Annotated in this window: 13 protein-coding genes; 5 read left to right on the top strand and 8 right to left on the bottom strand. The window is 47.8% G+C overall.

Going from position 1 to position 17,165, the window contains the following annotated elements; all coding sequences use genetic code 11:
* Positions 1 to 43: 43 nt before the first annotated feature.
* Together prsR and prsK are read right to left on the bottom strand one after the other, a co-directional pair.
* A complete protein-coding gene (gene prsR, locus JKY90_08180) occupies positions 44 to 1,402 on the bottom strand; it encodes a PEP-CTERM-box response regulator transcription factor (GenBank protein ID MBL4852240.1) in 1,359 nt (452 codons plus the stop codon).
* Between the two features lie 49 nt (positions 1,403 to 1,451).
* A complete protein-coding gene (gene prsK, locus JKY90_08175) occupies positions 1,452 to 3,539 on the bottom strand; it encodes a PEP-CTERM system histidine kinase PrsK (GenBank protein ID MBL4852239.1) in 2,088 nt (695 codons plus the stop codon).
* A gap of 220 nt (positions 3,540 to 3,759) precedes the next feature.
* On the opposite strand from prsK, the gene JKY90_08170 reads away from it, so the two are divergent.
* Complete coding sequence (locus JKY90_08170) at positions 3,760 to 5,088, top strand: UDP-glucose/GDP-mannose dehydrogenase family protein (protein MBL4852238.1); 1,329 nt, start codon at positions 3,760 to 3,762, stop codon at positions 5,086 to 5,088.
* An 84-nt stretch (positions 5,089 to 5,172) separates the two neighbouring features.
* On the opposite strand, the gene JKY90_08165 is transcribed toward JKY90_08170, so the two are convergent.
* The 5 genes from JKY90_08165 to tkt all read right to left on the bottom strand — a co-directional run bounded on the left by JKY90_08165 (position 5,173) and on the right by tkt (position 12,212).
* Complete coding sequence (locus JKY90_08165; GenBank protein ID MBL4852237.1) at positions 5,173 to 6,237, bottom strand: fructose-bisphosphate aldolase class II; 1,065 nt, start codon at positions 6,235 to 6,237, stop codon at positions 5,173 to 5,175.
* Positions 6,238 to 6,417: 180 nt separating this feature from the next.
* Entirely contained in the window at positions 6,418 to 7,860 is a 1,443-nt protein-coding gene (gene pyk, locus JKY90_08160) for a pyruvate kinase (protein ID MBL4852236.1), read from the bottom strand.
* Between the two features lie 53 nt (positions 7,861 to 7,913).
* Positions 7,914 to 9,092 (bottom strand): phosphoglycerate kinase, encoded by a 1,179-nt coding sequence (locus tag JKY90_08155; protein ID MBL4852235.1) that lies wholly within the window; start codon positions 9,090 to 9,092, stop codon positions 7,914 to 7,916.
* A gap of 63 nt (positions 9,093 to 9,155) precedes the next feature.
* Positions 9,156 to 10,169, bottom strand: a complete 1,014-nt coding sequence (gap, locus tag JKY90_08150) for a type I glyceraldehyde-3-phosphate dehydrogenase (GenBank protein MBL4852234.1) — start codon at positions 10,167 to 10,169, stop codon at positions 9,156 to 9,158.
* Between the two features lie 48 nt (positions 10,170 to 10,217).
* Positions 10,218 to 12,212: a transketolase gene (gene tkt, locus JKY90_08145; GenBank protein MBL4852233.1), complete on the bottom strand. Its 1,995-nt coding sequence runs from the start codon at positions 12,210 to 12,212 to the stop codon at positions 10,218 to 10,220.
* A 499-nt stretch (positions 12,213 to 12,711) separates the two neighbouring features.
* On the opposite strand from tkt, the gene JKY90_08140 reads away from it, so the two are divergent.
* The 4 genes from JKY90_08140 to JKY90_08125 are packed head-to-tail and all read left to right on the top strand — an operon-like array spanning position 12,712 to position 16,872.
* The gene (locus JKY90_08140; protein MBL4852232.1) at positions 12,712 to 13,878 is read left to right on the top strand and encodes a methionine adenosyltransferase; all 1,167 of its coding nucleotides are present in this window, start codon (positions 12,712 to 12,714) and stop codon (positions 13,876 to 13,878) included.
* A 47-nt stretch (positions 13,879 to 13,925) separates the two neighbouring features.
* Positions 13,926 to 15,242 carry an adenosylhomocysteinase gene (locus JKY90_08135; protein ID MBL4852231.1) on the top strand — a complete coding sequence of 439 codons (1,317 nt, stop codon included), beginning with the start codon at positions 13,926 to 13,928 and terminating at the stop codon, positions 15,240 to 15,242.
* Positions 15,243 to 15,262: 20 nt separating this feature from the next.
* Entirely contained in the window at positions 15,263 to 16,102 is an 840-nt protein-coding gene (metF, locus tag JKY90_08130) for a methylenetetrahydrofolate reductase [NAD(P)H] (GenBank protein MBL4852230.1), read from the top strand.
* 32 nt (positions 16,103 to 16,134) lie between these two features.
* The gene (locus JKY90_08125) at positions 16,135 to 16,872 is read left to right on the top strand and encodes a 16S rRNA (uracil(1498)-N(3))-methyltransferase (GenBank protein MBL4852229.1); all 738 of its coding nucleotides are present in this window, start codon (positions 16,135 to 16,137) and stop codon (positions 16,870 to 16,872) included.
* A 14-nt stretch (positions 16,873 to 16,886) separates the two neighbouring features.
* Here the strand turns inward: JKY90_08125 and JKY90_08120 are convergent.
* Positions 16,887 to 17,165, bottom strand: a 279-nt coding sequence (locus tag JKY90_08120; protein MBL4852228.1) for a hypothetical protein, incomplete at its 5' end; no start/stop codon positions are given.

Raw genomic sequence — 17,165 nt, 5'->3', positions numbered from 1 at the left:
AGCGCAGAAAACCACTCGAGCACAGGCTCTGCTTGATTTCACTCTACTTTATACCATGCTTACCCATTAAATCATACAGTGTCGGCCGGCTGACACCCAACAGCTCAGAAATTCTCGAAACATTACCCTCACAGAGGCCAAATGCTTTGACCAGGGCTTCATGCTCTGCGTGATCACGTACTTCTTTAAGGTTAAGCGGTTGTCTAGTATCAGCATTGGCTTCTATGCCAAGATCCTCAACCGTGATTTGAGCCCCCTCAGACATCAGTACCGCACGGCGTACAACATTCTCTAGCTCACGCACATTACCGGGCCAGGGATAAGCAGAAATAACATCCAAAGCCTCCCTAGAGAAGCTCTTCGGTTTCGTTTTCTTACCAAGCTCCTGCTTGCTGCGCACCATAATGGCTTTGGCCAGCAAGACTACATCGGCATCACGATCACGCAAAGGGGGAATATTAATGGTGATTTCACTGATTCTGTAATAAAGATCCTCACGAAAGCGGCTATCAGTAATTAACTCGCTAAGGTTTTGATGGGTTGCGCAGACAACACGTACATCGAGTGGAATCTCTTTGCGTCCGCCAACACGCTCAATAGTGCGCTCTTGTAAAAAACGCAATAATTTGACTTGCATTGAAAGTGATAAATCGCCAATTTCATCAAGAAATAGAGTGCCACCATTGGCATACTCAATACGGCCAATATTTTGCCTCGTCGCACCCGTAAACGCACCTTTCTCATAGCCGAATAGTTCGCTTTCCAACAGATTTTCAGGAATAGCCGCACAGTTAATCGCGACAAACCGCTCATTGCTACGGTCACTTATTTCATGCAGCGCACGCGCAATCACTTCCTTGCCGGTACCACTCTCTCCTAGCAACAAGGTCGCCACATTCGCTTGGGCGATTTTCTCAATATCACGACATACCCTGAGCATTTGCGGGCTGGATCCAATCACACCGGGCAAGCGCATGGTGTTGTGACGTTTAGCGAGTTTGCGATTTTCGCCCTCAAGCTCCGACACATGAAATGCACGCGCCACCATAATTGACAACAACTCAGGATCAATGGGCTTTTGATAAAAGTCATAAGCGCCTTTATTGACACACTCAAGCGCATTAGCACGATCATCATTACCCGTCACCACAATGACTTTGGTGTGTGGTGAAAGCGCCAGCATTTCTTCCAAAGCAAGAATACCTTCGCTTGCGCCGGCAGTATCAGGCGGCAAACCAAGATCCAATGTCACAACAACAGGTTCAAAACGACGTAACTGCGCAATGGCCTCTACACGATTAGCAGCAAAGACAAGCTCATATCCATCAAAGCTCCAGCGTAATTGCTTTTGGATGCCTTCTTCATCATCGACGATAAGTAAGTACTGCTTGGCCTTGGCCATAAAATAGTCCTCGCTTTAGCGAGCCCCTGATACGCCTAGGGCTGCTTGATTATTTCTCTATTATCGGCAGCTTGATGCTGAACTTGCTACCTTGCCCAGGAATACTCTCAACGTCGATACTGCCACCTAACGCTCTAACAATCTCACGACTTTGATATACCCCAATTCCCATGCCCTCATCACCTTTAGTCGAGTCAAATGCTCTGAACAATCGCTCACGAATAAAATGTACATCCATACCACAGCCGTTGTCCACCACGTCTACCAACACATACTGACCATCGACAAGCAAACTTACTTCCACTCGCCCCTTATCATTGGTTGCACCCCGAGAGCACGTAGCCTGTTGCGCATTTTCCACCAGGTGACTAAACACTTCTTTTAATTTTTGATAGTCCGCCATGACAAAAACACTTGCATCACCCACCAAGACAGGCACTGGCTTTGCTAAAGATCTTTCTGTTACCACTTCAGACAGTAAAGCATGTAAGGGTACGCGCGTAGACACTGCGGCACGCGGCGAGCGATCACGTAACTGAGCAAGCAATCGATGTCCCCGACGCGAGGCACTCGCAACGGTAGCAAAAGTATCAGCAATAAATTCTGGATTATCCCTGTGTCGCTCAGCATTTTTCGTGATCAACGAAAGCTGGCTGACTACATTTTTCAGGTCATGCACAACAAATGCTGAAAGACGGTTAAATGTATCAAACTCTTGCGCTTCTATTAATGCCTGCGTCGCTAATAACTGCGCAATATGCGTCGCCGCCTGACGACCCGCTGTTTTCAGCAAATCCCTATCTTCCCAATTAATGCTTTTACGTATGGATGAAGCAGACAAAACAACAAAGCCAAGCAAGCGAATGTCCTGCATCAACGGCACTACTAACCACAGTTCTCCAGTTTCTGTTAACCAGGACGGCAACACCAATCCGCCATAGAGCTCGGGCTCACGACTATATTCACTGCATTCGATCACCCATTGTCTTTCTTGCAAAAAATAAATCAAATCATCCTTGGCATGCTCGACATTTTCAATCTCAATAATCTTGCCCCATCGAGCAACAGGCTCATAGTCTTCACCATGTCGGTTCACCCAAAGTACGCCCCCTTGGCTGCCAACAATTTGCGCAACTGACTGGATAACGCGCTCCAGCATATGTGCACCGGCGCCACCTTTGGATAGCGTATGAATTAACCGTAGCCATTCTTCACGATAATCGTAACGATAGTTAAAAAGGTGTTTACTAAGAAAAACATGCGCATGCGCGCGCACACGTGTTGAGAAAAACCCTATTAACACTACGCTACAAACCAAAGCTAACAACAAATAAGCCAACGCGTAGTCCATACGCCCAATGCTATTTCCAGCGATATCACTATTCTGCAAAAACAACATAAAACAATAAATAGCCAATGCGACCAGCACTGCGCCAGCACCATACATTACTGCATCACGCGAAACGTAAACCTCGCCCATCCACCTTGCATTTCGGCTCAACGAAGATTTCAATAACAATACCGCCGTAACCGAATATAAAGCCACTATCAACAACCAGTCGATGCCCAACAAAGCACCAAGAGTCAGATGTTGCAAGCCAAATAAAACGTGATACAGCAGCAAAAAAATAACGGCTAAACAAAGTAATCGCGTATTGGCTCGGCGCTCCCGTCGTCCACGCTCATTAATGCGCGAAACAACATAGAACCCACTTAATGACATAAGCAAGATAATAACCGGGAATACATAAGCAATGGTCTCATTGCCAGGCAGCTGATGCGCATCCGTCTCATACAATAAGGAGAAAGCACCCAGTAATAATGCGGCACATTGGGCAAGAAAAATAACGCCAATAACAAGAACACGTTGATTGAAACTACGATGCTTAGCGTGCAACAACTTCAGTAAAAAACTTACCCAAAGAAAAATCTGCAACAAATGAGCAAGGCGAACCGTCACCGTAAGCTCTGCATTTGGCACTGAACCCATAGCGTATAGCCAAACAGCTGAAACCAAAGCTGCCGAAATCAGCAATATTCGATCAAGCTGCCCTTTCCAGTGCCAAAGCAATGCTCCTGCCACAACCAAATAGGCTACGGTGACAACAATTAATAAATTGTCTTGCAGTAATTCCATCAAATGTTCACAGTAAATCGCAGTTAAGAGAAACCAAACACTCGTATAACTATCGGTATCTGAACACAGTGCTTTAAGCTATATAGAAAAGCATCATCGCTATCTCAATATTGCGCCTATAATGCCGCTAAAACTAGACACCAGAACCAGCATACCCGGCTGGCTCTCAAACTATTTTATAGACTACACACAACACAATGTATATGGAGTTCACTTTTCAATGAAACTAACAATCTTTGGTAGTGGTTATGTTGGCCTGGTTACCGGCGCCTGTCTCGCTCAGGTAGGTAATGATGTGATTTGTGTCGATATCGACCAAGACAAGATTGATCGCCTCAATAAAGGTGACGTCCCCATCCACGAACCTGGTCTTGATGACATGATTGCCACCAATATGAAAAGTGGCCGTCTACGTTTTACTACCGATATTAAAGAAGGCGTTGATCACGGCCTGTTTCAATTTATTGCCGTTGGCACACCACCTGACGAAGATGGCTCTGCCGACCTGCAATACGTTGTCGCTGTTGCCAACAGTATTGGCGAAAATATGGACGACTATCGCGTCATTATCAATAAATCAACAGTTCCCGTTGGCACGGGTGACAAGGTCAGAGACGCGATAACTGCAGCGCTAGAAAAGCGCGGTGCGAATATTGAATTTGATATTGTTTCGAACCCAGAATTCCTCAAGGAAGGTGCCGCATTAAATGACTTCATGAAACCTGACCGTATCATTATTGGCACCGACAATCCGCGCACCACCGAGCTACTCAGGGCACTGTATGCACCCTTTAACCGCCAGACAGAACGTTTGGTAGTCATGGATATTCGTTCAGCTGAATTAACCAAATATGCGGCAAACTCGCTCTTAGCCACCAAAATCAGCTTCATGAACGAATTAGCTAACGTCGCAGAAAAACTCGGTGCGGATATTGAGAAAGTACGTATCGGCATTGGCTCCGATCCTCGTATTGGTTATCACTTTATCTATCCAGGCTGCGGTTACGGTGGCTCCTGTTTTCCTAAAGACGTGATGGCATTGGCACGTACTGCGGGTGAAAATGACTATGATGCTGAATTACTCAACGCCGTAGAATCCGTTAACAATCGCCAAAAACATCGCTTGTTTGAAAAAATCAGCAAGCATTTTTCCGGCGATCTAAAAGGCAAAACATTTGCCTTATGGGGCTTGGCCTTTAAACCAAATACAGATGATATGCGCGCCGCACCTAGTCGCACGCTGATGGAGGCCTTATGGGCTGCCGGTGCTAAGGTGCAAGCATTTGACCCAGTTGCCATGGAAGAATGTACCAGGATCTATGGCGACAAAGCAGGGCTGACACTCTGTGAGTCTCAGGATGACACGCTTGCAGGTGCCGATGCATTGGTCATTGTCACCGAATGGAATGCCTTTCGTAGCCCTGATTTTAACAACATCAAACAATCGCTCTCCTCGGCCGTAATCTTTGACGGCCGTAATCTTTACGAGCCAAGCTTTATGGACAGCTTAGGCATTGAGTACTACGCAATCGGTCGAGGAAAAAGTTAAGACCACCTCTACATACAGACACAAAAAAGGGCGAGATGAACTCGCCCTTTTTCTTTTTTCCCTTTTTTATTAAGGGATCTCAGCTTATTTAACCTGCGGGTCTAACTCACCACTCTCGTAACGTTTCACCATATCTTCCAAGTTAATTGGCTTAATCTTGGACGCCTGGTCAGCACATCCAAACGCCTCGTAACGCGCACGACAAATATCACGCATTGCAATCGTTGACGCTTTTAAGAATTTACGTGGGTCAAAATTCTTCGGGTTTTCCGCTAAATGCTTACGAACGGCACCGGTACTGGCCAAACGCAGATCAGTATCGATATTCACTTTACGCACGCCATGCTTGATACCTTCTTGAATTTCTTCAACCGGCACACCATAGGTTTCACCGATATCACCACCGAATTCATGAATAATCGCTAGCCAGTCCTGCGGCACTGAAGACGAACCATGCATCACCAAATGGGTGCCAGGAATACGTTTGTGAATGGCTTTAATACGGTCAATGGCCAAAATGTCGCCTGTTGGTGGGCGCGTAAACTTATAGGCACCATGACTGGTACCAATGGCAATCGCCAAAGCATCGACCTTGGTTTTCTTAACAAAGTCAGCCGCTTCGTCAGGATCAGTCAACAACTGATCGTGCGACAATACACCTTCTGCACCGGAGCCATCTTCTTCGCCAGCCATGCCGGTTTCAAGCGAACCCAGGCAACCCAGCTCACCTTCAACCGAAACACCCACAGCATGCGCCATGTCAGATGTGCGGCCAGTGACCTCGCAGTTATATTCGTAGCTTGATGGTGTTTTCATATCAGCCATCAGCGAACCATCCATCATCACCGATGAAAAACCGGACTGGATAGAGCGTGCGCAGACTTCAGGTGAGGCACCATGATCCTGATGAACGCAAACAGGAATGTCTGGCCATTGCTCTATTGCTGCATCCATTAGATGACGGAAAAATGCGCTCCCTGCATAAGAACGCGCACCAGCAGAGGCTTGAATAATAACCGGGCTATCAACTTCAGCCGCCGCTTCCATAATCGAATGTACTTGTTCCATATTGTTAGCGTTATAAGCGGGTACGCCATAACCGTATTCGGCAGCATGATCCAGCAGCTGTCGCAGTGAAATTAAAGCCATAAGAGTATCCTCACACGTTATCAACCTGAGCTTTGCTCAGAAATAGTAAAACCAAAAAATAGTCATAGTTATCGAGCCCTGATCGACCCAAAAACCCCAACATCCAAGTCTAGCTCAACCCAAGCACCGTGCCACATACTAAACCATGCTCGAATTAACAAACGAAGAGAATAATCAGGTTTACTTGGTAGCATCTTCCTCACCAACACAAACAATGGTCATTGCATTAGTGCCACCCATTAAACCCATACGATCGCCTTTAGTAATTAGCACCAAGTCACCGTTACGCACAGCGCCACGACGAACCAACTCGTCCACAGCCTCACGGTTCATGCCATGATGTTCACCCGCGCTTATATCAAAACTGGTCGGATAAACACCTCGATACAACGTCATCAGCCGCCGCGTATTAACATGTGGCGATAAGGCATAGATCGGAATACCCGAACTAATCCGCGACATCCACAGCGCCGTTGCACCTGACTCGGTCAATGCCGCAATGGCCTTAATATTGGTATGGTTAGCAATATACATCGCGGCCATTGCGATGGATTCATCCACCCGATCAAAGCGCGAGTCAATACGGTGCGTTGATCGCATTGCGCTACGCTGGCTTTCCGCGCCCAGACAAACGCGATTTACTGCAGCAATCACCGCAGCGGGATTCTTGCCCGTCGCGGTCTCTGCTGACAACATTACCGCATCGGTGCCATCCATCACTGCATTGGCCACATCAAAGACTTCTGCGCGCGTTGGCATTGCACTATCTATCATCGACTCCATCATTTGTGTTGCCGTGATCACCGTACGATTAGCACTGCGCGCCCGCGCGATTAAATCTTTTTGTACGCCGGGTAATTCAGCATCACCAATTTCAACGCCCAGATCGCCACGCGCAACCATAATCGAATCAGCGGCTTCTATAATCTCATCAATACACTGCAATGCTTCAGCACGCTCAATCTTAGCCACAATAGCGCCATGGCCACCGGCAGCGCGCAGCAATGCACGCGCCTCATGGATATCGTCGGCAGTACGTGGAAATGAGACAGCAAGATAATCGGCCTTAATTTTCGCTGCCGTAATCACATCAGCACGATCCTTTTCAGTCAACGCTTCCGCCGACAAGCCACCACCTTGTAGATTGATACCTTTGCTGTTAGTTAAGCGACCACCTATGACAACTTTGCATCGAATCTCAGTCCCTTCAACTCTGTCTATCCAAAGAGTGAGGCGACCATCGTCTAATAGTAAGGTATCACCACGTTTGACATCATTAACCAAGGACGCATAGGTCACCCCAACACGCTCAACCGTTCCAGCATTAGCATCAAGTGCACTATCCAGCACAAAACCATTACCTTCAACGAGATCAACACCACCATCAGCAAAACGCTGAATACGAATCTTTGGCCCTTGTAAATCAGCCAGCACCCCGACCTGACGGCCATGTGCCGCTGCGCGGTTTCGTACATTTTCTGCACGCTTGATATGATCTTCAGCGCTACCATGAGAGAAATTCAGGCGCACCACGTCAACACCCGCTTCTAATATCTGGTCTAAAACAGCGGGATCATCAGTTGCAGGACCTAATGTGGCCAATATTTTTGTACGTCTAGGCATGTCGACTCATTTTATTAAAAAAAATACAGTAAACGGTTAAAACCATTTACACATTAATCCGCTGCGCGCTGCTCAAGAATCTCGACTGCAGGCAACTTTTTACCTTCTAAAAACTCCAGAAAAGCGCCACCACCAGTGGATATATAAGAGACCTTATCAGTAATACCGTATTTTGCGACAGCAGCCAGAGTGTCACCACCACCAGCGATGGAAAACGCGTCACTGTCAGCAATCGCCATGGCTAAGGCCTTGGTGCCTTCACCAAACTGGTCGAATTCAAACACCCCAATCGGGCCGTTCCAAACAATCGTTCCCGCCTTTTTCAAAATCTCGGCAAAGGCTTCAGAAGTCTTTGGCCCAACATCAAAAATCATGTCGTCGTCAGCAGTTTCTTCGGCGCATTTCAGTGTGGCCGCCGCATTTTCTGAAAACTCTTTAGCGCAGACTACATCACTGGGTATTGGAATATCACCACCACGCGCTTTGGCCTCAGCAGACAACTCTTTAGCCACATCAATCAGGTCATGCTCACACAAGGACTTGCCCACACAATGGCCCGCAGCAGCAATAAATGTATTGGCAATGCCCCCGCCAACAATGAGTTGGTCAACCACTTTTGATAATGATTTCAACACTGTCAGCTTCGTTGAAACCTTAGAGCCACCAACAATGGCAACCATTGGCCGCGCTGGGTTATCTAAGGCTTTGCCTAAGGCTTCCAGCTCATTGGCAAGCAGAGGGCCTGCGCAGGCAACCGGAGCATATTTAGCCACACCATGTGTCGACGCTTGAGCACGGTGAGCTGTACCAAAGGCATCCATGACAAAGATATCGCATAGTGCCGCCATCTTTTTCGACAATGCATCATCGTTGGCTTTTTCACCCTTATTGAAGCGCACATTCTCACACAGCACAACTTCGCCTGCGGCAACGTCTGCACCATCAAGCCAATCTTTAACAAGACGCACGGGGATATCACAATTATCAGTGATATATTGAGCCACAGGAGCCAGCGAAGCCGCCTCATCAAATTCGCCTTCGCTTGGGCGACCTAAATGAGACATTAACATCACACAGGCACCAGCATCACGTGCTTGTCTAATCGTTGCCAACGAGGCACGAATACGCGTGTCGTCGGCAATCTTGCCGTCTTTTAACGGCACATTCAAATCCTGGCGAATCAGTACACGCTTCCCCGCCAAATCCATATCTATCATCTTCAAGACTGACATAAGAAACTCCAGAAACAGCGGTGGCCGCAAAAGCGGCCACCCGAACAATATCAACGACTAAAACTATTTAGCATTCATCAAGGCAACGGTGGTATCAAGCATGCGGTTTGAGAAACCCCACTCGTTATCATACCAAGCACAGATCTTAATCAACTTACTACCAATCACCTTGGTCAAGGTGGCATCATAAGTCGAAGACGCTGGATCATGGTTAAAATCAATCGATACCATTGGCCCATCACTATAATTCAGTATACCTTTAAGGTCGCCTTCAGAGGCTTCCTTCAAAATCACATTAATGGCTTCTTTGCTCGTTGGTTTCCTGGGCACAAAAGTCAAATCAACAATTGAGACATTGGCTGTCGGCACGCGCATAGCAAAACCATCCAGCTTACCGTTCAACTCAGGCATGACCAAGCCCACAGCTGCTGCGGCACCGGTCTTGGTAGGAATTTGCGATAAGGTGGCAGAACGCGCGCGACGCAAATCCGAGTGATAGACGTCTGTTAAAACCTGATCATTGGTGTAAGAATGAATCGTGGTCATCAAACCATACTCAATACCGATACGGTCATGGATAGGTTTGATTAAAGGTGCTAAACAGTTAGTTGTGCACGACGCATTAGAGATAACTGTATCAGTCGCTTTTAAAATCTTGTGGTTAACACCGAAAACAATCGTTGCATCCACATCGCCACCACCCGGCGCAGAAATAATCACTTTCTTGGCACCTGCTTGCAGGTGAGCAGACGCTTTTGCTTTGTTGGCAAAGAAGCCCGTGCACTCATGCACCACATCAACGCCCAACTCAGCCCAAGGTAATTTGGACGGATCACGCTCGGCAAATACGCGAATACGATCACCATTGACGACCATAGTGTCACCATCCACTGAAACATCGGCAGCGAATTTACCGTGCACGGAATCGTATTTAGTCAAGTGGGCATTGGTGTTGCTGTCACCCAAGTCGTTAATCGCAACGATCTCGATTTCATCGCTACGACCTGACTCATAAAGGGCACGTAAAACGTTACGACCAATACGGCCATAGCCGTTGATTGCTACTTTAATACTCATATCAACTCCCTAATAGTTTCAATAAAAACGTTTGGCTAGCAATATTTTCTAAGCCAGCACATCGTTGACTGCGGCAACAACATTATCTACAGTAAAACCAAAATGTTTAAACAAATCGCTAGCTGGTGCAGATTCACCGAAGGTGGTCATGCCAATCACTTTCCCGCCAAAACCGACATAGCCTTTCCAAATGTGAGGTACACCGGCTTCAACCGCAACACGAGCAGTCACCGCGCGGGGTAATACTGATTCCTTATAGGCGGCATCTTGCGCTTCAAAAATCTCTAGGCACGGAATAGAGACTACGCGGATATTCTTGCCTGACATTGCCTTGGCCGCCTCAACGGCAAGCTCGATCTCAGAACCGGTAGCGATAATAATCGCATCGGGATTGGCACCACCCTCTAACAAGATATAACCGCCTTTTTCGATATTGGCAATTTGCGCATCATTACGCGGCTGATGCGGCAAGCCCTGACGTGAAAATACCAAGGTACTTGGCTGATTCTTGCTCTCAATTGCCACTTTCCAACTGACAGCAGACTCGACCGCATCACACGGGCGCCAAACATGCATACCAGGAATAATACGCAATGAGCTGACATGCTCAACTGGCTGGTGAGTCGGGCCATCTTCACCCAAACCAATCGAGTCATGGGTAAAAACAAAGATACTTTGAATTTTCATCAACGCTGCCATGCGCATTGCATTGCGGGCATAATCAGAAAAAACAAGGAACGTAGCGCCATACGGGATAAACCCACCGTGAATAACAATGCCATTCATAATCGCCGACATGGCAAACTCACGCACACCGTAGTGAATATAGTTAGCGTCGCCATCGGCTGCCGCTGTCATGCTCTTGGAGCCTGACCACATGGTCAAATTAGAAGGCGCCAAATCAGCTGAGCCACCTAACAACTCCGGCAACATTGGCGCAAACGCTTCAATCGCTTTTTGTGACGCTTGACGGGTCGCAATTTTTGCAGCTTTAGCGTTAACATCACTAACATAAGCCGCCGCTTTATCTGCCCAATCAGCTGGCAATTCCCCTGCCATACGACGTTTATATTCGATCGCCAGCTCAGGATAGGCGTTTTCATATTTGGCAAACTGGGCATCCCAATCGCCTTCCAGGTCGGCACCCGTTTTCTTGGCATCCCAGCCTGCGTAGATATCGTCTGGAATTTCAAACGGCGCATGCGGCCAACCGATATTTTTGCGCGTCAGTGCAATTTCTTCATCACCCAGCGCCGCACCATGACACTCATGGCCACCGGCTTTATTGGGCGAACCCTGACCAATCACCGTCTTACAACAGATCATTGTTGGTTTATCAGGCTCGGCACGGGCATTACGTATCGCCATATGTAGCGCATCGGGGTCATGGCCATCAACATCGGCAATAACATGCCAACCGTAGGCTTCAAAGCGCTTGACTGAGTCATCGGTAAACCAACCTTCGACATCGCCATCAATAGAAATACCATTGTCGTCATAGAAAGCAATCAATTTACCTAAGCCTAAGGTACCGGCTAGCGAGCAGGCCTCATGCGAAATACCTTCCATTAAGCAACCATCACCTAAAAAGACATAGGTAAAGTGATCAACAATCTTATAAGAATCGGTATTAAAACGCGCTGCCATTACTTTTTCGGCAATCGCCATACCGACCGCATTAGTCAAACCCTGGCCTAGCGGCCCGGTCGTGGTTTCAACGCCGTCTGTATAGCCATATTCCGGGTGGCCGGGTGTTTTTGAATGCATTTGACGAAACTGCTTAAGTTCATCAACAGGCAGGTCGTAACCCGACAGATGCAGTAGAGAATAATGCAACATGGAACCGTGACCATTCGACAAAATAAAGCGGTCGCGGTTGTCCCAATGAGGGTTGGCCGGGTTGTGGCGCAAATAATCATTCCACAACACTTCGGCGATATCCGCCATTCCCATAGGCATACCAGGGTGTCCAGAATTCGCTTTTTGTACGGCATCCATGCTCAATGCACGAATCGCATTGGCCAAGTCAGTCCGAGAGGGCATCGATCTCTCCTTCAATAATAGCCATTAATAGCTATAAAATTCGTTGTTATAGACTGTCGAGCAAACCATACCCGCACACAATTACACTAAAAAAGCTTACGGAGTGCATTTCGACAGCTCACTGCCAGAACGGTACCAGCGAAAATCTTCACAGCAGAACTTCTCCAGTGAAAATCGCCACGCAACCCTCAGGCAGTACGTTATATTTCTGGCCCCAGCGCTCGAGCAATAAACTATTTTGGCAGATCACGGGGCGGCCTATTATACTGGAACTTGAAAAAAGCTCCAGTGTGGTAAAAAATACCCCTTCTTCGCAGCATACATAATATGTGGGTAATACTGGCTCAACGGCTTAGAACGCTCTAGAGTACGCTTCCTGGAAGCAACCAACCAAACTCAATTGGCCTTAAACATCCAAAATAGTTGCCTACATGGTGTAGGTTAGACGCCTCACACAACTCTGAATCATGGCTAAAATCACATAGGGGATACGTCACACATGTCGCACAACACTCTTTTTACCTCTGAGTCCGTCTCTGAGGGTCACCCCGACAAAATCGCCGACCAAATCTCGGATGCTGTGCTGGACGCATTGCTGACCCAGGATCCCGCCGCACGCGTTGCCTGCGAGACTCTGGTAAAAACCGGCATGGTCTTGATTGCTGGTGAAATCACTACCAATGCCTGGGTTGACCTCGAAGAGATCGTGCGTACCACAGTAAAGGAAATTGGCTACAACAGTTCTGAGATGGGCTTTGACTGGGAGTCTTGCGCGGTATTGAATGGTATTGGCAAACAATCCCCCGATATTGCCATGGGGGTTGATGAAGGCGAAGATGGCGAGCAAGGCGCCGGTGACCAGGGTCTGATGTTTGGCTATGCCAGCAACGAGACAGATGTCTTGATGCCAGCGCCCATTACGTATGCTCACCGCCTAGTTAGACGTCAGGCTGAGGTGAGAAAAAACGGCACGCTACCTTGGCTACGTCCCGACGCCAAAAGCCAGCTCACTTTCCGTTATGAAAACAATACGCCTGTTGGCATTGATACCGTTGTGTTGTCAACACAGCACAACCCTGAAATCGACAACGACACGCTACATGAAGCGGTGATGGAAGAGATCATCAAACCGGTTTTACCCGCCAAATGGTTGAGTAAAACCACCAAAATTCATATTAATCCAACCGGTCGCTTCGTTATTGGTGGCCCGGTCGGTGACTGCGGGCTGACTGGCCGCAAAATCATTGTTGACACCTATGGCGGCATGGCACGCCATGGCGGCGGTGCCTTTTCTGGTAAAGACCCTAGCAAAGTCGACCGTTCGGCTGCCTATGCTGGCCGTTATGTTGCTAAAAATCTGGTAGCAGCCGGGCTTGCCGATCGCTGTGAAATCCAGATCTCCTACGCCATCGGCGTCGCCGAACCCACCTCGATCAGTATCGACACCTTCGGTACTGGTAAAATAAGCGATCAAAAAATTGTTGCGCTGGTAAAACAACATTTTGATCTGCGCCCACGTGGCCTGATAAAAATGCTCGATCTGCTTAAGCCTATTTACACGGCCACGGCCAGTTACGGCCATTTTGGCCGTGAAGAAGCGGGCTTTTCCTGGGAAAAGACAGATAAAGCTGATGCACTCAGCAACGCCGCAGGCATTAACAGCTAAGCTAATAGCCCGATATTATTGAAACATTCTTAATGGAGATACACTAAATGAGTCTTGCCGCACCAATAGAAAACCTGAGCCCTGATTACAAAGTCGCTGACATGTCGTTGGCGGATTGGGGGCGCAAAGAAATCAATATTGCTGAAAGCGAAATGCCTGGATTGATGGCACTGCGTAAAGAATATAGTGTAGAAAAACCATTAAAAGGCGCGCGTATCGCTGGCTGCCTGCACATGACCATTCAAACTGCGGTATTAATCGAAACACTGCTTGATCTTGGCGCAGAAGTACGCTGGTCATCGTGTAATATTTTCTCTACTCAAGATCATGCTGCCGCAGCCATGGCCGCCGCCAACATTCCTGTCTTTGCCTGGAAAGGCGAGACCGATGAAGAGTTCTGGTGGTGCATAGAACAAAGCATTTTTGGCCCCGACAATTGGCGACCCAATTTGATTCTCGATGACGGTGGCGACCTCACCATACTCATGCATGAGAAATACGGCGAACTGCTCAAGGATGTCAAAGGCCTGTCTGAAGAAACCACCACCGGTGTTCATCGCCTCTATAATATGATGCGTGATGGCTCGTTAAAAGTGCCTGCGTTTAACGTTAACGACTCAGTCACCAAATCGAAATTCGACAACCTCTATGGTTGCCGCGAATCTTTGGTAGACAGCATCAAACGTGCAACCGATGTCATGATCGCCGGTAAAGTTGCCGTGGTTTTAGGCTACGGCGATGTCGGCAAGGGCAGCGCGCAATCCCTGCGCGGCCTCGGCGCCACCGTATGGATTACCGAGATCGACCCTATCTGTGCGCTACAAGCTGCAATGGAAGGCTATCGTGTCGTGACAATGGATGAAGCTTGTTCACAAGCGAATATCTTTGTCACCACCACCGGTAACGTTGACATCATTACCCATGAGCACATGAAACAAATGAAAGATCAGGCCATCGTTTGCAATATTGGCCATTTTGATTCTGAAATTGCCGTCGCCTCATTGAAACAATACACATGGGAAAACATCAAACCCCAGGTCGACCATATTATCTTCCCTGACGGCAAACGCATTATTTTATTGGCTGAGGGACGCTTAGTGAACCTTGGCTGCGGCACCGGTCACCCAAGCTTTGTTATGTCCAACTCGTTCACTAACCAGGTGCTAGCGCAGATTGAATTGTGGAACAACACCGATAATTACGAAAACAAAGTCTATGTCTTGCCGAAGAAGCTGGATGAGAAAGTCGCACGCCTGCACCTAAAACAAGTTGGCGCAAACCTCACCGAACTCACCGATGAACAGGCCAAATATATTGACGTAGACAAAGACGGCCCGTATAAACCAAAGCATTATCGTTATTAAAATTAAAGTAGAGATATAACGTGGAAAACGATCAACGCACTATTAGCTTCGAATTTTTTCCACCGAAAAATGCGCAAGCCGCCGAACGGCTTGCGCAAACCAGTGCAACCCTGGCAGAGTTAGCCCCTGAGTTCTTCTCAGTTACCTTTGGTGCTGGCGGTAGCACCCGCGACAATACCCTTGAATGCGTATCAAACATTAGCAGCGCCACTGGCATTGATGTAGCCCCTCACCTCTCTTGTATTGGTTCAACCGAAAGCAGTATTCGCGAGCTCTTGGAGGTATATCAAAGTAAAGGGGTAAAACGTATCGTCGCATTGCGTGGCGATATGCCATCAGGCATGCGCGATCCAGGCGAGTTCAATTATGCCAATGAATTAGTCGAATTCATCCGCAAAACAACCGGCGATCATTTTCACATCGAAGTCGCCGCCTATCCTGAGTTTCATCCGCAAGCACGGTCTGCTCAAGAGGATATAACCAATTTTAAACGCAAAGTTGACGCCGGCGCCGACAGTGCCTTAACACAATATTTTTTCAATGCCGATGCCTATTTTCGCTTGCTCGACGATTGCAGCGCAGCAAACATTAACATCCCCATTGTTCCCGGCATCATGCCCATTACTAACTATACTCAGTTGGCACGGTTTTCCGATGCTTGCGGCGCTGAAATCCCGCGCTGGATACGTCGTCGCCTTGAGGGCTTTGGCGATGACATGGAATCTCTACGTGATTTTGGTACCGATATTATCACTGAGCTCTGCGGCACACTGCTTGAGGGCGATGCGCCAGGGCTACATTTTTATACCATGAACCAAACTAAAGCAACGCTGGCAATCTGGCGGCAACTACAAGGTTAGAGCTAAGCAAGCTCTTACAGCACATCACTCTCGTGGCCAAACACAGACTTTATATCGCGGCAAAACTTAGCAGCAACTCAACGACATCGTTAGATGCGTCCACCACACATTATGTGCTCAACGTTTTGCGCCTGCGTAATGGCTGTGAAATTGAGGCCTTTGATGGCGAAGGCCATGCTTATCATTCAATGCTAGATGTCAGCGGCAAACGTAGCGCGCAATTAACAATAGGCAACGAAACCACCACTGATCGTGAATCGCCGCTACACATTGAACTATTACAAGTTCTATCGCGTGGCGAAAAAATGGATTGGGTCATTCAAAAAGCCGTTGAGCTAGGCGTCACTTCCATTCGTCCACTTACTAGTGAACGCTGTAACGTTAAGCTTGACGCTAAGCGCGCGCGCAGTCGCCTTAATCATTGGCAAGCTATAATAAGTAATGCCTGCGAGCAATGTGGCCGTAATCGACTACCGCAATTACATGCGTTAACAGACATAATAAATATTTCAAAGAACGCTGCCATCACATCCGATCATCGATGGCTATTACACCCTGAAGCAAAGCAAACACTGGCTACAGAGACCGTTACTGAAAATGCATCTATCAGTATTTTAATCGGGCCAGAAGGTGGCTTGAGCGACGGTGAAATTCATATGCTCAACAACGCAGGGTTTCAACCCAAGCAATTTGGGCCACGTATCTTGCGCACCGAAACCGCTGCCATTGCTGCTATCTCAGCCATTCAAAGTCGTTGGGGCGACATGTGATTGTCTAACCCAAGCTAATGCTTATACAGATCGTTCAAACGTTGTGCTAACTCGATAGCAGACGCAGTTTCAAGTAGCTGTTTATTATGATGAGCTTCATCACGTGGCTGCTGTGCTAATCGGCTGGCATAGCTAACTTGACCTTTTTGCAACCAAACTCGGCCGCCTGATGCAAGAACTTTCTGGCAACCCTTGGTGCCATCTTCGCCAATAGCGCTGAATACGATGACATTGGCATTGACACCATATCGCTCAGCGAGCACTGTCATCATTTGATCGTAGGCACGTTCGTG

Source organism: Gammaproteobacteria bacterium (assembly GCA_016765075.1).
Classification (GTDB): Bacteria; Pseudomonadota; Gammaproteobacteria.
This window is presented reverse-complemented; position numbering and strand designations above follow the sequence as displayed.